Origin of the sequence: Streptomyces sp. NPDC019396 (genome assembly GCF_040632375.1) — a bacterium.
In the GTDB taxonomy this organism is placed as follows: domain Bacteria; phylum Actinomycetota; class Actinomycetes; order Streptomycetales; family Streptomycetaceae; genus Streptomyces.
The window spans coordinates 1-20,291 of the sequence record NZ_JBEYBS010000045.1; the positions used below are offsets into that span (position 1 = coordinate 1).

Consider the following 20,291-nt stretch of genomic DNA (forward strand, 5'->3'; position numbering starts at 1 on the left):
GGGAACGACGCGACGACATCCACGAAGCCTTCCTCGGACTCGCCACCTGCCTCATCACCCACCGACACGTCCAACGCCTTTGTTAGGAGTTCTTAGGCCTCGGCGGCTGTTCGTACCCTTCAGCCATTCGTGCTCGCGGGCCCGCGTGCTCGTCCGTGACGTCACGTGCATGGACCTATCGGCCCTGGGCGACGCCCCCATCAGGACCTTGCGCAGCGCGATGTGCCGGTCGACGTTGAATTCGTGCAGAGCGGCCCGCCGCTGTCAGGGCCGCCCGGTCCGGAAGGAGCCGCGATGAGGCACAGCAAGATCGGCAACCTCATGGTGCGCGACGTGGTGTGTGTGACGACGGAGATGCCCTTCAAGGAGATCGCCGGCCTTCTCGCCGAGCACAACATCAGCGGCGTGCCGGTGGTCGACGCCGAGCGCAGGATTCTGGGCGTGATTTCTGAAAGCGACCTGGTTCTCCGGCAGACGGGTGATGCGCCGAGGTGGGAGTCCGGTTCAGGTGGTACGACAGGGGGATTGGCGATGCCGGTAATGACTGCCGCCCAGCTGATGACCTGTCCGGCAGTCACGGTCGATGTCGGTGAGACCGTCGCAGGGGCCGCACGGACCATGGCAGGTCACGGAGTGGAACGTCTGCCCGTCGTCGACGAGCTGGGTCAGCTGGCCGGGATCGTGACGCGACGTGACCTGCTGCAGGTCTTCCTCCGCCCGGACGCGGAGATCAGAAAGGAGATCGTCGATGATCTGTTCGCACGTACGCTGTGGCTGCCTCCGGGCAAGCTCACGGTGAGGGTGGCACAGGGAGTCGTCACCCTGGAGGGCCAGCTGGAGCGGCTCAGCGACATCCTCGTGGCCGTCAGGTTGGCCCAGCAGGCCGATGGGGTCGTCGGCGTCATCGACAGGCTGAGCTACCTCTACGACGACTCTTCGAGTACCGGGGAGTCCGGTCTCAGGATCAGACGCCGGAAAGCACTCAGAGAACGCTCTCCGTGAGAGTCCACAGGCGCGCGCACCGTGCCTCCGCCGGGGCATGGACAGGCAGCGGGAGGGGGGAATGCCTGAACAGGCAACCAACGGCTCCGCGGGTCGTCGTCGGTATGGACGGCTCGCCGTCGTCCTTGGCCGCGTTGCGCTCGGCCGTCCGGTACGCCGGTCTGACCGTGGCCCGCGTGGAGGTCTTCGAGGCGTGGGACATGCCCGGCGCTCGCGGCTGGTCGGCCCCCATGGTGGACATCGAGTTCGACGAATGAGGAAGCCGGACGTCGACTCATGGATGAAGTGCTGCCGCCCGTGCCGCCGGACCCTGTTACCTGCTTACGACGAGTTCGGTGTACATCCCGGCGAGGTAGTGACCGGGAAGGTTGCACACCAGTTCGTAGCGCCCGGGACGCAGCGTCAGCGTGGTCCATCCCACGGCGCCGGGGGCGATGCCGTGCCCCTCGCCCGTCCCGCAGGTGCGGGACGCCTCGCCGAGGCTGCCCGCCTCGTCGACCTTTCCGTCGGGACCGGTAAGGCGCTCCCCGATTCCCTGGCCCGAGGGCAGCGGGAGCACGACCACCTCGTGCACCGTGGCACCGGTGTTCACCACCCGCAGCGACAGCAAACCGGCCGAGACCGTGGCCGGGCGAGCCCAAAGACGCATGCCGTACCCGCCGGGAGCGCCGCCCATCATGCCGGGCCCCATGTCGCTCACGGCCACGTCCACCACCGTCCCCGGCATTGCGGGTGCGCTGCAGCGCACGCCCGGGGCCCGCCATGCCGCGGGAACCGCATGGCGAGAGGCGCCAGTGCCGGCCAGCAGCACGGTGGTCGCGATGCCTAGCACCAGCGCGGCGACCGCCCCAGCGACAATCAGCCAGGAGCCGCGCCGGCGGTCCGCGTTCACCGGTGCTCCCGCAGCAGCGCGAGCCGTCGTTTGTACTCGTCTTCCTCGATTTCCCCGCGGGCGAACCGCTCGGCGAGCAGGTCCTCGGCCCGCCGGCCTCCCCATCCCTGCTCACCGGGGGAGACGGGCCGTGCGGACTGGCGGTCGTGGTGGGCGCCGCCGAGGTAGCGGACGAGCGCAACGATTCCGCCGATCACCAGCGCCCAGAACAGCACCATGAACATGGCCATGAAGAACCAGCCGCCCCAGCCCCAGCCGCCGTCGTACCACATCATGACGATCACCTTCCGGGCGTAAATCCCTCCTGGTTTCCAGAGTGTGCCGGTGTTCCTCGGCGCGCAGGGGCAGCCTGGTCCACCTCCGAGGGCCGAACGGCTCCCGTTTCTTCCCGGCCGCCGGGCTGAACAGGCCGACCACACCTGGCGTACATCCGCGGCCCGAGGTGCGGCCCGGCGGTCGGGCAGGGCTCACGTATCGTCTCCCGATATCGGAGTTCGTAATGTCGGCGACTGTGCAGCCGAGGGAGTGGGTCATGAGCAAGCCGTCGACCGCCGCCAGGACGCCGGACCAACTTCAGCGGCGGCTCGGGGTGTCCGACGCCGTGGTGATCGGCCTGGGGTCGATGATCGGTGCGGGGATCTTCGCCGCTCTGGCTCCGGCCGCGAACGCCGCGGGGTCCGGGCTGCTGATCGGCCTGGCGGTCGCTGCCGTGGTCGCCTTCTGCAACGCCACGTCCTCGGCCCGGCTCGCGGCCCGCTACCCGGTCTCCGGCGGCACCTACGTCTACGGCCGCGAGCGACTCGGCGACTTCTGGGGCTATCTGGCCGGGTGGTCCTTCGTGGTCGGCAAGACCGCCTCCTGCGCGGCGATGGCGCTCACGGTCGGCTCGTACGTCTGGCCCGGTCAGGCGCACGCGGTCGCGGTGGCCGCGGTGGTGGCACTGACCGTGGTGAACTACGTCGGGGTGCAGAAGTCCGCGCTCCTGACCCGGGTGATCGTGGCCGTGGTCCTGGCGGTGCTCGCCGCGGTGGTGGTCGCCTCCCTCACCTCCGCCACGGCGGACGCGGCCCGCCTCGATGTTGGCGCGGATGCCACGGCCGGCGGGGTGCTCCAGGCGGCGGGCCTGCTGTTCTTCGCGTTCGCCGGGTACGCGCGGATCGCCACCCTCGGCGAGGAGGTCCGTGACCCCGCGCGCACCATCCCCCGGGCCATCCCGCTCGCGTTGGGCATCACCCTGGTCGTCTACGCCGTCGTCGCCGTCGCGGTGCTGTCGGTTCTCGGCCCCAATGGGCTGGCGCAGGCTGCGGCCCCGCTGTCGGATGCGGTCCGGGCGGCGGGCGCCGGCTGGCTGGCCCCCGCCGTGCGGGTGGGCGCCGCCGTGGCAGCGCTCGGCTCGCTGCTCGCGCTGATCCTCGGGGTCTCCCGCACCACCCTGGCGATGGCCCGGGGCCGGCACCTGCCGCACGCCCTGGCCACCGTCCACCCCCGGTTCAAGGTGCCGCACCGCGCCGAGCTGCTGGTGGGCGCCGTGGTCGCGGTGCTCGCCGCGACGGCGGACGTGCGCGGGGCGATCGGGTTCTCCTCCTTCGGAGTCCTGGCGTATTACGCCGTCGCCAACGCCTCCGCCTGGACGCTCACCGAGGACAAGGGACGGTCGAACCGGCTGGTCCCGGCAGTGGGGCTGGCCGGATGCCTGGTGCTGGCCTTCGCTCTGCCCGTGTCCTCGGTGGCCTCGGGGGCCGCGGTGCTGGCCTTCGGCGCCGCCGCCTACGGGGTCCGCCGCGCCGTGACCGCGCGCAGGGCGTAACCGGCGCGGCTGCCGCTACGGGGTGTCGTCGAACTGGCGGGCACCGGGCGACGGCAGCTACATGCACCGAAGCGTCGTTGTGTTCGGCAGTCCCACATGCGTACTCGGCAGCACGGCCGGCTCGGCCCTCGGTAACTCCGCCCGCCGCCGCGCTGCCGCGAACCAGGCGCAAAGTCTACTTCGGACACCCGAAGTGCCCACCTGACCTCGCCTGGAGCGGCCTGGTGCAGACGACAGTCCAGCTCCACACCCCCTGGGCGTCCCTGTTGTTCGTCCTGGGATCATCAGCGTTCCGGCCTCCTTTCCGTAGCGAGACCGGACCACGTCCGGTGAGGAGAACTCCACCGCCGACGCTCATCCCAGCGCACGAAGTTCAAAGGGCCGACTCCTCATTGGAACGCGGCGTGGACCTGTTGCTCGGTCGCTCCGTGGGAGACCAGGAGCAGTTCGTCGCCGGGCCGCAGCCGTACCTCCGGCTCCGGCACGGTGGGCTGGCCGTCCCTGACCACGGTGGCGATGACGGTTCCGTCAGGGAGCTGAACGTCCGCGAGGCGATTGCCGACGGCCCGGGAACGCGTGGTGATCACCGTCTCGATGATGTCGACCCCGGCCTTGCTGAGCCGCAGCAGGGCGACCGTATCGGCTGCTCCGGTGGCCTCCTCAATGAGCGAGATCAACGGGGTGGCGGCCGGGACGGCGATGTCGATGCCCCAGCGATGGTCGAACATCCACGCGTTCTCGTCGTCGTTGATGCGGGCGACGACCCTGGGCACGGCGAACTGCCTCTTGGCGAGCAGCCCGATCACGAGGTTGTCCTCATCCCTTCCGGTAGCGGCGATGACCAGATCTGCCGCGTGAGCGCCCACCTTCTCCAGGAAAACTGGTTCGCAGGCGTCACCGACGACGAGCCGAGCGGTGAACCGGTCTTCGAGTGCCGCGATCCGGTGGGCGTCGACATCGACGAGTGTGACGTCGTTGCCGGCCGCTGCGAGGACCTGCGCGATCTGTGTACCCAGGCGTCCTGCGCCGGCGATCAGAGCTCTCATGTCCCCAACTCCTTGTCGAGGAAGTCACGCAGCCGGTTCAGGGCGGTTGCGGCCACGGAGAAGGTGAGGAGGTCACCTGGCTCGGCGGAAGTACCATGGGAGGGAACGAGCGACCGGCCCCCGCGGGTCACCTCGACGACCCGGATCTCACCGTCGACGTCGAACTCACTGAGCCGGCGCCCGACGAGATAGGCCGGGATCTGCGAGCGGACCAGCACCGTCTCGCCGTTTCCGAAGGCGAGTTCCGGCGTCAGATGGCGGTGCAAGAGCATCTGGTGGATCTGGTTGACGGTCCACCGGATGCTGGCGATGGTCGGGATGCCCAGCTCACGGTATATGTCAGCCCGTCGTGGATCATAGATTCGCGCAAGCACGACCGGGACACGATAGGTCTCCTTGGCAGTACGCGCACTGACGATGTTGCTGTTGTCTCCGGAGGTGACGGCGACGAACGCATCGGCATGCTCGATCCCCGCCGCTGCCAGTACGGTACGACTGAACCCGTTGCCCTGGTGGAACTGCCCGGCGAAGTTCGCCGGGAGGCGGCGGCAACTGTCGGCATCCAGGTCCACGAGTCGTACGTCATGGTCTTCGGTGGCAAGTCGTGCGGCCAGCGAGGACCCCACCCGACCGCAACCCGCAATGATCACCCTCACGGTTCCGCTCCCTCCTCCTCGCGGCAGTGTCTGCGCCTGAGCAGGGCCTTGCGTGCTTCGTCCGCCGCGAGCGGCATGACCCCCAGCGCGGCGAGAAGCATCCACTGCGTGGGCGAGAGCGGGGCGGTGTTGAAGACGGACTGGAGCAGGGGCAGATAGCTGATGGCTGCCATGAGCGCGATCCCGAAGCCGCCGGCCGCGAGAAGCCAGGGGTTGGAGATCAGGCCCACGGTGAAGACACTCTCCCGTTCGGTGCGCACTGCCAGGGCGTTGAAGAACTGGCTGACCACGATCCCGGCCTGCACCATGGTGATCGCCTCCCGGTACACGGGGTTGTCCTGAGTGAAGTCGGCGTAGGGGATGCCGGACGTGTTGATGTGCCAGAAGAAGACCACGCACACGCCGGCTGCTTGAATGCCTCCGAGGAAGAGGATGCGTCCCATCACAGCGGGTGAGAACAGCTTCTCGTGCCGGGCTCGTGGAGGCTGGTCCATCACGTCCTTCTCCGGCGGTTCCGCCCCGAGGGCGAGTGCGGGCAGGACATCGGATCCCAGGTCGATCGCGAGGATCTGCACCGCGCTGATGGGAACCAGTGGGAAGCCGGCGAACGTGGCGGCCAGGATGGGGACGAGTTCTCCGATGTTGTGGCTGAAGAGGTAGACGAGGAACTTGCGGATGTTGCGGTAGACGGAGCGTCCCAGCATCACGGCCGTGGCGATGGATGCGAACGAGTCGTCGAGCAGGACCATGACCGAGGCTTCACGTGCCACGTCCGTGCCGGAAGCACCCATCGCGATTCCGATGTCGGCGTGCTTCAGCGCAGGGGCGTCGTTGGCTCCGTCCCCCGTGACGGCGACCACCGCTCCTCGCCGCTGGAAGGCGGTGACGACGCGCATCTTGTGCTCAGGGCTGACCCGGCACAGCAGGAGCTCCTGGGATCCGCTCAGCAGACTGTCCAGGCCCGCGTCATCGAGTTCGTCGAGTCGGGTGCCCGTGATCACGGTCGGAGTGGCGTGCTGCACGATGCCCACGCGGCGGGCCACGGCCTCGGCGGTCAGTGGATGGTCTCCCGTCACCATGACGATGCGGATGTGGGCCTGGTGGCAGGCCCGAACGGCTTCCGACACCTCGGGTCTGGGAGGGTCGAGCATTCCGACGAGGCCCAGAAACACGAGTTCCGCCTCGGTCGCCTCACGCGAGGACCCTGGGTCGGACAGCTCGCGCTGGGCCACGGCGAGCACGCGCAGTCCCTGCGCGGCCAGGCGGTCCTGCGCCGCTGTCACCTCTGCGCGCAGGTCGGCGGTCAGGACACGCCGATGTCCACACCAGTCGAGGGCGGAGCATCGCTCGAGCACTTCCTGCGGAGCTCCCTTCACGTAGGCGTGGAGGCTGCCGCCGTCTCCGGTGTGCAGGGTGGTCATCATTTTGCGTCCGGAGTCGAAGGGGAACTCGGCGACCCGGGGCTGCGCGGCTTCCTCGGCGACCACGTCGACCCCGGCCTTCGCAGCGGCGACCAGCAGCGCCCCTTCAGTGGTGTCTCCGAGCACGTGCCACCGGCCGGAACCGGAAGCCTGGTGTGATGGCGGTACCAGGCGCGCGTTGTTGCACAGTGCGGCGGCTCGCAGCAGTGGGCGGAGGGGCTCGGGGTCGGCGACGTGACCGGTCGGCTCGTACCCGACCCCGGCCACGGGATGTGCGGTTCCTCCGGCCCAGGCTTGGACCACGGTCATTTCCGCCTGGGTCAGGGTTCCGGTCTTGTCCGTGCACACGACGGTGGTCGAGCCCAATGCCTCGACGGCCAGCAGTTGCTTGACCAAGGCATGGCGGCGGGCCATACGCCGTACGCCGATGGCGAGCGACACCGAAAGCGTCGCGGGTAGTCCTTCGGGGACGAGCGCGACCATGACTCCCAGTGCGAAGACGAACGAGGGCACCAGCTCCTCTCCCGTGGGGATGCGCACGACGAACAGGAGGGCGCCCACGGCGAGCGCTGTGCCCGCGACACGACGAGCCATCGAAGCGACCTGGAGCTGCAACGGAGTCTTCTGGCGCGGTGCGGCCGCGGTGAGCCGGAAGATCCTCCCGAACTCCGTCCCCTGCCCGGTGGCGAACGCGACCGCCTTTCCGGTGCCCGCAACGATATCGGTGCCCATGAACACGCAGTTGCGTGCCTGAAGGATTGGGAACCCGGATCGCTCGGGTTCGCTGGTGCGTCCGACGGCGTCGCTCTCACCGGTGATCGCTGCGTTGTTCACCGTGACGTCGTGTGCCTCCACCAACCGGCAGTCGGCTGAGACCGCGTCTCCCGCTTCGAGCACCATGACGTCTCCGGGCACCAACTCCCGGGCCGGCAGTTCCCGCAGCACCGCATCACGCAGTACACGGCAGGTGTGGGGAACCATCTCCTGGAGAGACTCGGCGGTGCGTTCGGCCGAGTACTCCTGGGCAAAGCCGATGCCTGCGTTCAACAGCACCACGCACAGGATTGCGACAGCCAGCTGCAGCGTGCCTGCCACGTGCGGTTCCTGGAGCGCGTAAGCGAGGAAGGTGATGGCCGAAGCGATGAGCAGGACCACGGCGAAGAGGTCGGTGAACTGGGACGCGAGCTGCCGCCACACCCGGCTGCGGGCCGGGCGGGGCATCTCGTTGGTGCCGGACAGCAGGCGTCTGACCTCCGCGTCCTGCGTCGTGAGTCCGCGCGGAGAGCTCCGCAGACTCGCGTAGACCTCCGCCGACGGCAGAGCCTGGACGGGCTCACGGTAGGCATCATGCGGTGACTCCGCGTGCGTGCCTGAATCGGCACCGCGGCTGGTCAGTTCTGATGACGGGCTCATAGCCGCTGCCTTGAGGCGATCTGACGCGCGCGCGAGCGCACAGTCGGATAGGGACAGGCGGATCCAGGACACAGCCTGGTTCTGCGGGCTGGGTCCGACGGCGACGACGTGCCGAGGCAGTCATACGATCTCAAGCACATCGCTGACTCGCCGACGCGGCGTCGGGGGGCCCGCCGGGCCGTAGCCGAGTCGGATCACCATCTGGACGTGGCCCATCGCCGAGACCGGGTCGCGTACGGCCCAGCGCAGTTCGGACCATTCGAGAGCCTGCGACGTCAGTGAGCAGGCCAGCCCGTCCAAGGTGGCCCGGAGGAGGACGCGTTCCATGGCCTGGCCTGCTCGGAGCCAGTCTCCTGGTCGATCGTTGTCGGTGCCCAGCAGGGCGAGCCGGGGATGCTTCTCGAAGGCGGCCGTGTCACGGCCGGGAACCGCCCGCCCGGCGGCGAAGTCCCGGACGGGAGCCGTGACGTCATACTGCCGGGGTCCGAATGCTCGCCCCGGAATGCCTTCCTTCGGTGTCGTCGCATCCTCGGGTCCGGTGCGGGTCCAGCGGACCAACTCCTCGCGTACTTCGGGGTCGAGGGCCTCACGGCTCTCCGCATCGTGGATCAGGCTGAGGAGTTCCTGTAGATGCCACGCATCGGGGACGTGCAGCTGTGCACCCTCCAACAGGGCGGCGGCGCGTAGTCCGTCCAGTACGGCATCAGGGACCTGCTCGTCGGTGAAGGGAAAGCGGCTGGTGTGCCGGCGCCGGATCGCGGGGTGCAGAGCGGCGAGGTCGCTCTCACGGCGGACGGGCAGGTCGAGGCGTACCTCGGCGAAGAGCCACGGATCGTCGGGGGTGGGCAGGAGCGTGGTGACCGGTTCCCTCCCGAGACGGGCCGCTGCCACCCGCAGGTTGAACAGTGCGGCACCACAGCCCAGGTGCAAGGCACGGTTCTGCGGGTCCGCCTTCTCCATCACCCGTCCCGGATCACCGCGCAGCTGCATCGTGCAGCGGCCGTTGAGATACCGGAACATCCATGGCTGGGCATTGTGCATGGACGGAGCCAGTCCGGCTTCCTTGACGAGTGAGGCAACGGCGTCCACACCAAGGGATGCAGTGCTCACGAGTTCCTCCTGTAACCGCACGCGTCAATCATGGGCGACGACGGCGACCGGGACGGTCGCGTGGTGGATGACGGCGTGGGCCACGTGCCCCAGGTGCCCACCGACCGGGGACCGCCGGATTCGGCGGCCAACAACGATCAAGTCCGCGTTGCCGGCCTCGAACAGCACCTGCTCGGCGGGGGCGCCGACCAAGGCCCGTTCCTCGACCTTCACCGCGGGATACCTCTGCCGCCACGGCAACATGATGTCGCCGAGTCTCCGGCCCACCGCATCCGCCACCTCCCGCGTCACCCCTGGGTCCAGCATGGGCGCGTAGCCGAAGGCGAAGGGCAGCGTCCATCCGTGCACGGCCCGTATGCCGCAACCGCGCCGTTGCGCCTCGTCGAAGGCGAACTCGAGCACCTTCGCCCCCGTCTCGTGGATGTCCATTCCCACGATCACGTCCTGGGTGGGAGTCGACGGCTCCTGCTCAGGTCCGGAGGGGCTCGAAGCCCGAACGAGGACCACCGGCGTCGCGGTGACCCCGATCGTGGCCGCTGCGATCGAGCCGAGCAGGAAGCCCGTGACTGCGCCCAGGCCACGGGAACCGAGCACCAGCAGCTGTCCACCCTCGGCCTCGATGCCGAGCGCCGCGGCCGCCCGACCGTTCAGCCGCCGAGAGGTGACCTCCAGCTCCGGGCGGCGTTGCCGCAGGTCCTCAACCGCCTCCTCCAGAAGCCCGTCGGCCCACCTGCTGTGCTCCGCACGGTCGATTGCGGGCAACTCCACCACCGCAGGGATGGGCCACTCGTCGACATGCACCAGCCGCAGGGGAACGCCCCGCAGAAGAGCTTCCCGTGCGCCCCAATCTGCGGCGGCACGGCTCTCGGGAAAGCCGTCCAGCCCCACGATCACAGGGCGGGTCATCTTCGCGAACCTCCTTGGCGCCACTCGCCGACTACGCTTTCAGCCTCCCTGTCCCGCACCTTGTGGATGCAGGGGCCGACGGTCCCCCGCCGGGGCCGAACGGCCCTTGTGATCGCGCAGCCGCAACCGCCCCGAGCGAAGTGGCCGCTCTTTCGCCTGGCCGGTACGCCCGGATCCCCAGAGCCCGGTACCGCACCCAACGGTGCCCCGAACGTCCCAGGAACCGGCACCATCCGGCCCCAGCCTGATGCACGTCGGAACAGGGACGATGCGAAGAGAAGCGCATCTCCCGGGCTTCGGGCTGCGGGCCCGTGCCCAGTCATCGAAGCGGGTGAGCAGCGATGATGTTCTGGTACGACCACGACATCGGCGGATGGGGCCCATTCGCCATGTCTGCGAGCATGATCGTCTTCTGGGCACTTGTCATCGGCGTGGTCTTCCTGCTCATCCGTGGCCTGAATCGTCCCCTGGAGCACGGTCGTACCCGCTCGATGCCGGCGGAGATCCTCGGTGACCGGCTGACCCGCGGGGAGATCGACGAGGAGGAGTACCGGAGACGCCTGAATGCCCTGCGTACCGGGTCCGGACAAGCGTGACCAGCCGGGCTTGCCAGCAGCGAGGCGGCTGCATGGTGATGCGAACGGAGCGACCGCGTGACGCCCTATGACGCCCGGGCCGCGCCCGTCGCCGGAGATTCGCCGACAGGCCTGACGCAGCAGGAAGCAGCGCGCCGCCTCGAGGCGTACGGCCGCAACGAGGTGGAGGCACGCCGCAGCGTGCCGCTTCATGCTCGTGTCGTGGCGCAGCTGCGCGATCCCCTGATCATGGTGCTGCTCGCCGCGGTCGTCCTTACCGTCGCCATTGGAGATCACGCGGATGCCGTGGTCATCGCCCTCGTCATCGTGGTGAATACCACCGTCGGTGTCGTGCAGGAAGTCAGAGCCGATCATGCGGTGGCCGCGCTGTCTGCCCTCTCCGCGCCGACCGCGCGTGTCGTCAGGGACGGCTCCGGGCGTGCGGTGCCGGCAACGGAAATCGTACCGGGGGACGTACTGCTTCTGGGTGAAGGAGACATCGTCGCCGCTGACGCCAGGCTCCTGGAGGGGGCGGCACTGCTCGTCGACGAATCCATGCTGACCGGCGAATCCGTCCCGGTCGAAAAGGACGTTCTGGCGGATCCTTCCGGGGCGGCGACACTGAGTGCGGGAACGGTTGCGGTGCGAGGCAGGGCGGTGGCCGAGGTGACGGCTACGGGCGCGGACAGTGCGCTCGGCCGTATCGCCTCGCTTCTGGAGGGCGGGGCGGAGCCGACCCCTTTGCAGCGGCGGCTGGCGGCCCTTGGGCGGATCCTCGCCCTGGTCACCCTCGTACTGTGCTTGCTGGTGTTCGGGCTGGGCCTGATCCGGGGCCTGCCGGCGACGACCATGGCCGTGACGGCGATCAGTCTGGCCGTGGCAGCCGTCCCGGAGTCGCTGCCGGCCGTCGTCACCCTGGCTCTGGCCCTTGGCGCACGGCGGATGGCCGCACGCCACGCAGTGGTGCGCAGACTGCCCGCCGTGGAGACTCTGGGTTCCGTGACCGTCCTGGCTACCGACAAGACCGGCACCCTCACCGAGGGCAGCATGATGGTCGAGCGTGTGTGGACACCTCACGGCGCCGTCGAATTCACCGGGGTCGGCTACGCGCCACGAGGTGACGTGCTCGTCGACGGACGAGCGGCAACGGCCCTGCAACTGGGCCCCGTCCGGGAGCTGCTGACGGCTTCTGCTCTGTGCAACGATGCCGACCTCCGGCCGCCGGCCGACACGCCGGCCGACACGCCGGCCGACACGCCGGCCGACACGGGCGGTCGCTGGACGGCGCTGGGAGATCCCACCGATGCCGCCCTTCTCACCGCGGCGGCCAAGGCGGGCTGCGAAGACCAGCACCTGCTCCGGGAGAGATACCCCCGTGCGCGTGAAGAACCCTTCGACAGTTTGCGCAAACGGATGACCACGGTGCACACGACGCCGCCGGGGCGACTATTGATCTGCCTGAAAGGGGCTCCGGAAGCCGTACTCGACCCCACCGTGGTCGACGAGGACGGGAGCGTTCTGGAACGCGCACGACAGGAGGCGGCTCTGCTGGCCTCCCTCGGCTACCGCGTGCTTGCCGTGGCGTCCGGCACCCCGAGAGAGATGCCGACCACGGCAGCAGCGGCGGAACACGGCCTGCGGCTCCTGGGTCTGGCCGCGATGAGCGACCCGCCGAAGCCTGCCGCGGCCGCGACGCTGAGCGCCTGCCGGGCGGCGGGCATCACACCCGTTCTGGTCACCGGCGACCACCCGGCGACCGCCCGCTCAATCGCCGCACGCGTCGGGCTTCTGGAGGCGGGATCCGGAGATGGTTCGATCGCCACGGGAAAGGACCTGGCCGCAGGCAGGATCCGTGATTCCACCACGGTGACGGTCTTCGCCCGCACGGACCCGCAACAGAAGTTGGACATCGTCCGGGCATGGCACGCTCGTGGCCACGTGACGGCGATGACCGGCGACGGCGTCAACGACGGCCCGGCTCTGCGGGCCGCGGACATAGGCGTGGCCATGGGGCGTCGCGGAACGGAGGTCGCCCGGCAGGCGGCCGACCTCGTGCTCACCGACGACGAGCTGTCCACCGTGGTGGCGGCGGTGGAAGAGGGACGCCGGGTGTATGACAACATCCGGCGGTTCCTCCTCTACGCCCTGGCCGGCGGCACGGCCGAGATCCTGGTCATGCTCATCGGTCCCGTGCTCGGCCTCCCCCTGCCGTTGCGGGCAGGGCAGATCCTCTGGATCAACCTCCTGACGCATGGCCTCACCGGTGTGGCCGTGGGGGCGGAGCCCGTGTCGCCTCAGGCCATGAGGCGGCCTCCGCGGCCACCGCAGCAACACGTACTCGGCCACGGTCTCTGGCAGCGTGTGATCTTTCTCGGTGCGGTGGTGACTGCTGCCTGTCTGGTCGCGGGGCTCGCAGCGCGCGCCGCGGGTACTCCGTGGCAGAGCGTGCTCTTTCTTTCCCTGCTTACTGCGCAGCTAGGGGTCGTGCTGGGCCTGCGTGGGCGCCTGTTCACCGCAGACAACCCGTTCCTGCCCCTGTCGGTTCTCGCGTCGGCCGTATTGGGGGCCGCAGCGCTCTACACGCCGTTCCTCCGCTCCGTCCTGGAGACGGAGCCGCTCGGCTGGGCGGAGTGTGGGGCAGCGACGGTGGTCGGGCTGGTGGGCTTCGCCTCCGCGCGACTGAGCGGTCGGCCATGGGTGAGGAAGCTGATCGCAGGGCGTTGAAAGGGCGGGCCGGGCTACAGGAGGGTTGATTGCGTGGTCGGGGGCCGACACGCGCTCGTCGAAGAATTCCAGCGCTCCCGTTCGAGCACGTGGACTGGCCGCCGGCAGGCCGGTGACCATGATCAGGCGCTAACGTGGATGAGTAGCGGGCGATGGACGCCGGCGGAGGACACATGGCCAGCGAGGATCAGCCGGTGAGCCGCGTTCCGCGGATGCCACTGGACGAACTACTCGACGAGCTCCGTAGCCGCATAGACGAGGTTCACGGAACCCGGGATCGTCTGCACGGCCTGCTTGAGGCCGTGCTGTCCGTGGGACGGGAGCTGGACCTTCCGCAGGCGTTGCGTCGGATCGTCGAGACCGCTGTGTCCTTGGTGGACGCGGAGTACGGCGCCCTCGGTGTCATAGGCGACGGTCAGAAACTCGTCCAGTTCCTGACAGTGGGCATCAGCGACGAGCTCCGTGCACAGATCGGCCCCCTACCAGCCGGGCACGGACTGCTCGGCGAGGTCATCCGGCATCCCCAGCCACTGAGACTGAGCAACCTGTCTCAACACCCCGCGTCATCCGGTTTCCCGGCTCATCACCCGCCCATGCGCTCGTTTCTGGGCGTTCCGATCAGGGTCCGGGATGAGGTGTTCGGCAACATTTACCTGACCGAGAAGCGTGATGGCACCGAGTTCGACTCCGAGGATGAAGCCGTCCTCTCGGCCCTCGCCGTAGCGGCGGGGATCGCGATCGAGAACGCCCGGCTCTTCGAGGAAGTCCGTCTTCGGGAACGGTGGCAGGGGGCGAGCGCGGAGTGCACCGGCTTCCTGCTGTCCGGTTCATCAGACATCGAAGTGCTCGCACTCATGCTCGAACGCGCCCTTCGTATCACCGCATCGGACCTCGGTGTTGTCTACCTCATGGAACCTGCAGGCGGGCTGCGGGGAGTCCTCGCTGCCGGAGAACGGGCCGGGGAACACCGCGACCGGATGCTCCCGGAAGACGGGACGCTGGCCTCCGAAGCCCTCACAGCAGGCGCCTTGATCACGACGAACGACGTGGCAGGGGACCCCCGGGTCACGTTTGAGCGAGATCGTTGGAAGGGTTTCGGCCCGGCTGTCGCCGTCCCCTTGGGGACGAAAGAGAGCGTCCGTGGCGTGCTGGTGCTCGGCCGGGGAGCCGGTCAGCCCCCGTTTGTCGAGGTCGAGACCTCTCCGTTGTCCAGCTTCGCGGGACAGGCGGCCCTCGCCCTCGAGCTCGCGGATCGCAGGCGGGATGCGGAGCAGATCAATCTCCTGGCCGATCATGAGCGTATAGCCCGGGACCTGCACGATCTTGCAATCCAACGGCTTTTCGCCACCGGGATCACCCTGCAGAGCACGCTGCGTTTCATCGATCATCCGGAAGCCTCGGAACGACTGACGCGTGCGATCGACGACCTCGATGCGACCATCAAGATCATCCGGTCGACGATCTTCGGACTCCGGCAGCACGAGGCACCGGAAAGGCTTGGAGGCCTCCGGGTCCGAGCGGCAAGGGCTGTGGAGGAAGCCGCCTCGGTCCTCGGATTCACACCCGCTTTGCGGGTGGAAGGGCTCGTCGACACCGACACGTCCGACAGTGCCGCGAACGCAGTGATCGCCGTGCTGGGGGAGGCCCTTGCCAACGTCACCCGGCACGCACACGCGAGCCGGACGGAGGTCAGAATCGTCGCGCAGGCCGACTGGCTCAGCGTGACCGTCGTCGACAACGGGGTCGGCATCGGTAGGAACGTGCGCAGGAGCGGTCTGCGCAACCTGGCCGAACGAGCGGAGAATCTGGGTGGTTCGCTGACCATTGGGTCCGGCAGGGACGGAGGGACCCGGCTGCACTGGCGCGTACCCATATGCGGAGATCGCTGACTCTTGCAGTCGTTCAGTCGGAGCGCTGCTCGTACTCGTGTGACTGAGCCGCAATGACCGCTGCCTGCACACGGCGCTCCACGCCCAGCTTCGCCAACAGCCGTGAGATGTGGTTCTTGACAGTCTTCTCCGAGAGGTAGAGCCTCTTGCCGATCTGACGGTTGGTCAACCCCTCCCCGATCAACCCCAGCACGGCGTGTTCCCGTTCGGACAGGGACGAGAGCCGTTCGTCTTCGCTGCGTGCGGCGTCGTCGGGGTCCCGCAGCGACCGCATCAGGCGTGCGGTGGTGGCAGGATCAAGCATCGACTGCCCCGTGGCGACCGTCCTTACGGCAGCGACGAGGTCTGAACCCCGGATCTGCTTCAGTACGTACCCTGCGGCGCCGGCCATGATCGCGTCGAGCAACGCATCCTCGTCGTCGAACGACGTCAACATCAGGCAAGCCACATCCGGCATACGAGATCGCAGTTCTCGACACACTGTGATGCCGTCACCGTCGGGAAGCCGAACGTCCAGCACAGCGACATGGGGTCTCAGTGCAGGCCCGCGCGCCAGGGCCTGTTCGGCACTGCCCGCCTCGCCCACCACTTCGACGTCTGGTTCCGAGTCGAGCAGATCGTGCAATCCACGCCGAACGACTTCATGATCATCGAGCAGGAATACTCGGATGGGGTTCTCGGTGGAGAAGGGGAGTGTCTCGGACATGGTGACCTACCGACCTGTTGGTGCCTTCGGTAAAGACTGCTACAGCGGGCTGGCAGCACGTAGACCAAAAGTCCAGGATATGCGCCGTAGCCACCGCTTGCCCGGATCACCCGGCGCTGGCCGGGCGCCCCCTTCCCGGCAGGGTCGGTTCGTACATGTCGATCCGGACGTCCACCACCCCCTCGACGGCACGCACGGCCCGGGCGAGCAGCGGGACGAGGGCACGGTCCGGGAGGACTCCGCGCAATGTGACGACACCATCGTCGACGGACGCGTACACACCAGCCGCGGCCGGAAGGTCCGCAAAGACAGAGCGGCGAATCTCCTCGGCGATGTCCTCGTCGGTGCGCAGGAACACCTTCAGCAGATCACTACGACTGATGACGCCTTCGAGCACTCCGACACCGTCGACCACAGGAAGCCGCTTCACCAGGCGCCTAGCCATGATCCGTGCAGCCTCGGCAAGCGTGGCGTCCGCGTGCACCGTAACGGCCGGGCTGGACATGAGCTCATCCGCCACCACTCCGCGCGCCTTCAGCGCGCGGTCCCGTACACCGGGCGTCTGGGCGGGGTCGTCCAGCCGGTGCTCCTCCTTCGGCAACAAGTCGGCCTCCGAGACCACACCGATCACCCGGCCGTCACCCTCCAGCACTGGCAGAGCACTGACCTTCCACTGCTCCATAAGGGCCACGATCTCCTTGTATGTGGCCTGGCGCCCCACGGCGACGGCAGTACGAGTCATGACCTCACCCACCGTGTGCGGTGCATCGGGCATGGCATTACTCCTGGTGTGCATTGCTCCTGCGTACGAGTCCGTCCACTGCGGTGGCCGCGTCTGTCCGGTAGCCACAGAGACCGACTGGCTGTCAGTCCATTCGTGAACGCCGTCAGGACCGGGCTGCGGTCTGCCCGCACCCGCGTGGGCGCTCCGTCGCGTGAATGCCTCTGAATCCAGGTTCAACGGTGCCGGACCAGATCACATGGGCCGAACGGCCCTGGCGCAGGGCCGCCCTGCCTCTCCCCCCGGCGCACGGTGGGTGGAAAGGTCGCAGTCAGGAGCCGACCACACGAGGAGAGTGGTGAGGGCGATGGAGCGACCGCTGGTTGTAGGAGTCGATGGTTCAGACCCTAGCCTGAGCGCTCTCGACTGGGCAGCGGCGGAGGCGGCTCTCCACGGCGTCCCGCTCACCGTTCTCTATGCGTCGCGATGGCAGCGGTACGAGCAGCGGGCGCCGTCGTTCTCAGTCGACCGTCCCGCATCGCGGATCTACGCGGAGGACATCGTCGGCGCGGCGGCGGAGCGCGCTCTTCGGCGTATCGAATCGGTCAAGGTGTCCACTGAGATCATCGCGGAAGACCCTGCCACCGCGCTCGTACGGCGCAGCCGCGAAGCCGGTGCGATCGTCGTCGGCAGTCGGGGGCTGGGCACCCTGACCGGACTGCTACTCGGATCGGTGGGCCTGGCGGTCGCAGCGCATGCGGAGTCACCCGTCTTCGTCGTACGCGGCACAGATCTTGACGCTCCCGGGGACACGGTGATTGTCGGGGTGGGCGAACCCGCCGGAGCCACGAACACCCTCGCCTTCGCGCTGCGTGAAGCCGAACTGCGGAAGGTTCCCCTCATGGCTGTCCACGCATGGCGTTCTTCCGCCCCGGAGCTGCCAGGGGGGTCCGGGGCGGGCGCCGAATCGTTCGGCATCCGGCCCGCTGAAACAGACTTCGACGAAGTCCTCCGCCAGTCTGGCCTCAATCTCGGCTCCTTGACCGTCGAGCGGAGGGTCAAGGAGGGATCCGCTCGCGACGCGTTGCTCGATGCCTCCACCGATGGCGCACTCTTGGTCGTCGGAGCGCGACGACGCGACAGTCACGGAGGCATGCAGCTCGGGTCCGTGAACCACGCCGTGCTCCACCACGCAGCATGCCCCGTCGCGCTCGTTCCGCATCACTGATGGGCTGCCGTCTCCGGTATGAGGGACGAGGAAGGCCTCGCGCGGCTGCACCCGGCAATCCAGCAGCGGCACACCAGCCGTCATCCGTTCGCCGACAAGGCCCCCTGGCATGCCGAGACAGTGCTGGAGCTGGGTCCATGACGCCGAGAGCGCGACGTCCTGGATCCCGACCACCGAGAGGACCTCGTCCGATGGACCCGGTTGGGGGACGAGGCGGACACCGCGGTCGACGGTGTCGCCGAGTATGCCTTCGGACCTCGCAACAGGGACGGCAAAGCGCCCCTGCGGGACTTCGCCGCGCGCCGCCCGGTGGCCGATCGCGGGAGCACCACCTTCGAGCACACCCCGCATTCGGCTCTGCTGAGCACTCCCGGCGACACGCCGACCGACTGGCTGCACGCGGGGCAGGCCCTCGCACGCGTCCTGCTGGAGGCCACGTTGGGCTGGCCTGGCCACCTCCTTGACCTCTCACCCGCTGGAAAGCCCCGAGCTGCGGTGGCTGGCCCGCGATCCGGGCACCGGCACGGGCCAGGTGCAGATGGTGCTGCGCCTGGGATACGGACCGCAGGGCCCTGCTGCACCGCGCTGTCCCGTCCGGGACGTCCTTGAGATTGTGTGACCCGGCGGCCGCTGCGGCTGTGCCAGGCCGGACCGGTTGCGGTGTGACACGTTCGGGCGGCAGGGAGCTGAGGTTGCCATGCACGCCTGAGCCAGGAAACAGCGTCAGGGAAGGGACGGAGACCCACATGGTCCAGTCGACGACGGACAGCGGCAGACTGGTGCCGGGCGCGCCGGTTTCCGGCCGGGCTTGGCTGATGCTGGCCCTGGCCACGATCGGCTTCGCCGTCAACTTCTGGGCGTGGGCGCTGCTCAGCCCCCTCGGGCCCCGGTTCAAGGATGTGCTGGAACTCAGCTCGTTCCAGCAGTCACTGCTGGTTGCGGTGCCGGTCGTGGTCGGCTCCCTGGGCCGCATCCCGGTTGGAGCGTTGACAGACCGGTTCGGCGGGCGGCTCATGTTTCCGCTCGTGTCGGCGGCCACCATCGTGCCGGTCCTCTACCTCGGCCTGCTCGGTCACTCCTCACTCGCCGCGCTGCTGGTCGGCGGGTTCTTCCTCGGCATCGGCGGCACCGCCTTCGCCGTCGGGGTGCCCTTCGTGAACGCCTGGTTCCCACCATCGAGGCGGGGCCTTGCCATCGGCGTCTTCGGCGCCGGCATGGGCGGCACCGCCGTCAGCGCCTTGACCACCGTGAAGCTGGTCGACGCGCACAGCATGGCAACACCCTTCCTGATCACCGCCGTGGTCCTCGCCGTGTACGCCGTGGCCGCCGGACTGCTGCTGCGGGACGCACCCGGACGCACGGTGCCCACAGAGCCCCTGCCACGCCGCCTGGCAGACACTCTGCGGCTGGCCGTCACCTGGCAGGCATCCGCGTTGTACGCGGTGGCATTCGGCGGCTACGTGGCCTTCTCCGTCTATCTGCCCACCTACCTCAAGACCGTCTACGGACTGACGCAGGCGGACGCCGCGAACCGCATGGGCGGCTTCGTGCTGCTCGCGGTGGCGATGCGCCCGGTCGGTGGCTGGCTGTCCGACCGCCTGGGCCCGGTCAGGGTGCTGGCCACGTCGCTGGCCGTCGTGGTTACCGGGGCCGTGGTGCAGTCGTTCACCCCATCACTGGCCCCGCTCGGCACCATCGCCTTCCTGGCCATGGCCGGCGCGCTGGGCGCGGGCAGCGGGGCGACCTTCGCGCTGGTGGCCCTGCTGACCCCGGCGAACAAGGTCGGCTCGGTCACCGGCGTGGTCGGCGCCGCAGGAGGCCTGGGCGGCTTCCTGCCGCCCCTGGTGATGGGCTCGCTGTACGGGGCATACGGGACGTACGCGGTCGGTCTCCTCCTCCTCGCGATCGTGGCCGCCGCAGCCCTGGCCTACACCCTCACTGGCGTCCGCGCCGCCGTCCGAAGGGCCCAGAAGGACGTCCCGTGCGGGTAAATCGACGCAACGACCGCCGCGGGGGGAAGTGTGGTGCGACTAAGCGCTGTCCCGTAATCCCCGGCGGGCGCACGACGACAGCTACGGCACCTCGCTGCGTTGTCGAATGGCCCGAATACGCCCAGTATGAGGACGACCCTCCGCCTTGCGATGCACCGCATCTGACGCCGTGCGCTGATCCACCGGGGATTACGGGACAGCCCT

Annotated in this window: 17 protein-coding genes and 1 pseudogene; 9 read left to right on the forward strand and 9 right to left on the reverse strand. The window is 68.7% G+C overall.

The window, feature by feature from the left end:
* The first annotated feature begins 294 nt into the window (after window positions 1-294).
* Together ABZ532_RS30015 and ABZ532_RS30020 are read left to right on the forward strand one after the other, a co-directional pair.
* Window positions 295-1,002 carry a CBS domain-containing protein gene (locus tag ABZ532_RS30015; protein ID WP_361290697.1) on the forward strand — a complete coding sequence of 236 codons (708 nt, stop codon included), beginning with the start codon at window positions 295-297 and terminating at the stop codon, window positions 1,000-1,002.
* 104 nt (window positions 1,003-1,106) lie between these two features.
* The gene (locus ABZ532_RS30020) at window positions 1,107-1,259 is read left to right on the forward strand and encodes a hypothetical protein (protein ID WP_361290700.1); all 153 of its coding nucleotides are present in this window, start codon (window positions 1,107-1,109) and stop codon (window positions 1,257-1,259) included.
* 56 nt (window positions 1,260-1,315) lie between these two features.
* On the opposite strand, the gene ABZ532_RS30025 is transcribed toward ABZ532_RS30020, so the two are convergent.
* Window positions 1,316-1,894: a hypothetical protein gene (locus ABZ532_RS30025; RefSeq protein ID WP_361290703.1), complete on the reverse strand. Its 579-nt coding sequence runs from the start codon at window positions 1,892-1,894 to the stop codon at window positions 1,316-1,318.
* On the reverse strand, window positions 1,891-2,169 hold the full coding sequence (locus tag ABZ532_RS30030) for a hypothetical protein (RefSeq protein ID WP_361290711.1): 279 nt from the start codon (window positions 2,167-2,169) through the stop codon (window positions 1,891-1,893). Before ABZ532_RS30030 ends, ABZ532_RS30025 begins: the two co-directional genes overlap by 4 nt.
* 257 nt (window positions 2,170-2,426) lie before the next feature.
* Here ABZ532_RS30030 and ABZ532_RS30035 point away from each other — a divergent pair, with 257 nt between their 5' ends.
* Window positions 2,427-3,701 carry an APC family permease gene (locus tag ABZ532_RS30035; protein WP_361290714.1) on the forward strand — a complete coding sequence of 425 codons (1,275 nt, stop codon included), beginning with the start codon at window positions 2,427-2,429 and terminating at the stop codon, window positions 3,699-3,701.
* Between the two features lie 389 nt (window positions 3,702-4,090).
* On the opposite strand, the gene ABZ532_RS30040 is transcribed toward ABZ532_RS30035, so the two are convergent.
* The 5 genes from ABZ532_RS30040 to ABZ532_RS30060 form a co-directional block, all read right to left on the reverse strand.
* A complete protein-coding gene (locus ABZ532_RS30040; RefSeq protein WP_361290717.1) occupies window positions 4,091-4,747 on the reverse strand; it encodes a TrkA family potassium uptake protein in 657 nt (218 codons plus the stop codon).
* Window positions 4,744-5,403, reverse strand: a complete 660-nt coding sequence (locus tag ABZ532_RS30045; protein WP_361290720.1) for a TrkA family potassium uptake protein — start codon at window positions 5,401-5,403, stop codon at window positions 4,744-4,746. The genes ABZ532_RS30040 and ABZ532_RS30045 overlap by 4 nt, the downstream gene beginning before the upstream one ends.
* Entirely contained in the window at window positions 5,400-8,237 is a 2,838-nt protein-coding gene (locus tag ABZ532_RS30050; RefSeq protein WP_361290723.1) for a cation-transporting P-type ATPase, read from the reverse strand. The genes ABZ532_RS30045 and ABZ532_RS30050 overlap by 4 nt, the downstream gene beginning before the upstream one ends.
* 120 nt (window positions 8,238-8,357) lie before the next feature.
* A complete protein-coding gene (locus tag ABZ532_RS30055; protein ID WP_361290748.1) occupies window positions 8,358-9,278 on the reverse strand; it encodes a nitroreductase family protein in 921 nt (306 codons plus the stop codon).
* Between the two features lie 93 nt (window positions 9,279-9,371).
* Window positions 9,372-10,253, reverse strand: coding sequence for a universal stress protein (locus tag ABZ532_RS30060; protein ID WP_361290726.1), 882 nt, complete (start codon window positions 10,251-10,253; stop codon window positions 9,372-9,374).
* Window positions 10,254-10,642: 389 nt separating this feature from the next.
* Here ABZ532_RS30060 and ABZ532_RS30065 point away from each other — a divergent pair, with 389 nt between their 5' ends.
* From ABZ532_RS30065 to ABZ532_RS30075, 3 genes are all read left to right on the forward strand, one after another.
* The gene (locus ABZ532_RS30065) at window positions 10,643-10,849 is read left to right on the forward strand and encodes an SHOCT domain-containing protein (protein WP_361290729.1); all 207 of its coding nucleotides are present in this window, start codon (window positions 10,643-10,645) and stop codon (window positions 10,847-10,849) included.
* 57 nt (window positions 10,850-10,906) lie between these two features.
* On the forward strand, window positions 10,907-13,552 hold the full coding sequence (locus ABZ532_RS30070; RefSeq protein WP_361290732.1) for a cation-transporting P-type ATPase: 2,646 nt from the start codon (window positions 10,907-10,909) through the stop codon (window positions 13,550-13,552).
* Between the two features lie 173 nt (window positions 13,553-13,725).
* Window positions 13,726-15,441, forward strand: a complete 1,716-nt coding sequence (locus ABZ532_RS30075) for a GAF domain-containing protein (RefSeq protein WP_361290735.1) — start codon at window positions 13,726-13,728, stop codon at window positions 15,439-15,441.
* A gap of 13 nt (window positions 15,442-15,454) precedes the next feature.
* On the opposite strand, the gene ABZ532_RS30080 is transcribed toward ABZ532_RS30075, so the two are convergent.
* Window positions 15,455-16,147 (reverse strand): response regulator transcription factor, encoded by a 693-nt coding sequence (locus tag ABZ532_RS30080; protein WP_361290738.1) that lies wholly within the window; start codon window positions 16,145-16,147, stop codon window positions 15,455-15,457.
* 106 nt (window positions 16,148-16,253) lie between these two features.
* On the reverse strand, window positions 16,254-16,922 hold the full coding sequence (locus ABZ532_RS30085) for a CBS domain-containing protein (RefSeq protein ID WP_361290741.1): 669 nt from the start codon (window positions 16,920-16,922) through the stop codon (window positions 16,254-16,256).
* Between the two features lie 313 nt (window positions 16,923-17,235).
* On the opposite strand from ABZ532_RS30085, the gene ABZ532_RS30090 reads away from it, so the two are divergent.
* From ABZ532_RS30090 to ABZ532_RS30100, 3 genes and pseudogenes are all read left to right on the forward strand, one after another.
* Window positions 17,236-18,096 (forward strand): universal stress protein, encoded by an 861-nt coding sequence (locus ABZ532_RS30090; protein ID WP_361290744.1) that lies wholly within the window; start codon window positions 17,236-17,238, stop codon window positions 18,094-18,096.
* Between the two features lie 27 nt (window positions 18,097-18,123).
* A pseudogene (locus ABZ532_RS30095) lies at window positions 18,124-18,715 on the forward strand (nitroreductase); the annotation flags it as partial.
* A gap of 196 nt (window positions 18,716-18,911) precedes the next feature.
* A complete protein-coding gene (locus tag ABZ532_RS30100) occupies window positions 18,912-20,087 on the forward strand; it encodes an MFS transporter (RefSeq protein ID WP_361290751.1) in 1,176 nt (391 codons plus the stop codon).
* Window positions 20,088-20,291: the final 204 nt, after the last annotated feature.

Bases quoted from the DNA above. Each gene is read 5' to 3' on its own strand.
- ABZ532_RS30015 (WP_361290697.1), top strand. From the start codon at position 295: ATGAGGCACAGCAAGATCGGCAACCTCATGGTGCGCGACGTGGTGTGT.
- ABZ532_RS30020 (WP_361290700.1), top strand. From the start codon at position 1,107: ATGGACGGCTCGCCGTCGTCCTTGGCCGCGTTGCGCTCGGCCGTCCGG.
- ABZ532_RS30030 (WP_361290711.1), bottom strand. From the start codon at position 2,169: ATGATGTGGTACGACGGCGGCTGGGGCTGGGGCGGCTGGTTCTTCATG.
- ABZ532_RS30035 (WP_361290714.1), top strand. From the start codon at position 2,427: ATGAGCAAGCCGTCGACCGCCGCCAGGACGCCGGACCAACTTCAGCGG.
- ABZ532_RS30040 (WP_361290717.1), bottom strand. From the start codon at position 4,747: ATGAGAGCTCTGATCGCCGGCGCAGGACGCCTGGGTACACAGATCGCG.
- ABZ532_RS30050 (WP_361290723.1), bottom strand. From the start codon at position 8,237: ATGAGCCCGTCATCAGAACTGACCAGCCGCGGTGCCGATTCAGGCACG.
- ABZ532_RS30055 (WP_361290748.1), bottom strand. From the start codon at position 9,278: ATGCACAATGCCCAGCCATGGATGTTCCGGTATCTCAACGGCCGCTGC.
- ABZ532_RS30060 (WP_361290726.1), bottom strand. From the start codon at position 10,253: ATGACCCGCCCTGTGATCGTGGGGCTGGACGGCTTTCCCGAGAGCCGT.
- ABZ532_RS30065 (WP_361290729.1), top strand. From the start codon at position 10,643: ATGTCTGCGAGCATGATCGTCTTCTGGGCACTTGTCATCGGCGTGGTC.
- ABZ532_RS30075 (WP_361290735.1), top strand. From the start codon at position 13,726: ATGGCCAGCGAGGATCAGCCGGTGAGCCGCGTTCCGCGGATGCCACTG.
- ABZ532_RS30080 (WP_361290738.1), bottom strand. From the start codon at position 16,147: ATGTCCGAGACACTCCCCTTCTCCACCGAGAACCCCATCCGAGTATTC.
- ABZ532_RS30085 (WP_361290741.1), bottom strand. From the start codon at position 16,922: ATGCCCGATGCACCGCACACGGTGGGTGAGGTCATGACTCGTACTGCC.
- ABZ532_RS30090 (WP_361290744.1), top strand. From the start codon at position 17,236: ATGGAGCGACCGCTGGTTGTAGGAGTCGATGGTTCAGACCCTAGCCTG.
- ABZ532_RS30100 (WP_361290751.1), top strand. From the start codon at position 18,912: ATGCTGGCCCTGGCCACGATCGGCTTCGCCGTCAACTTCTGGGCGTGG.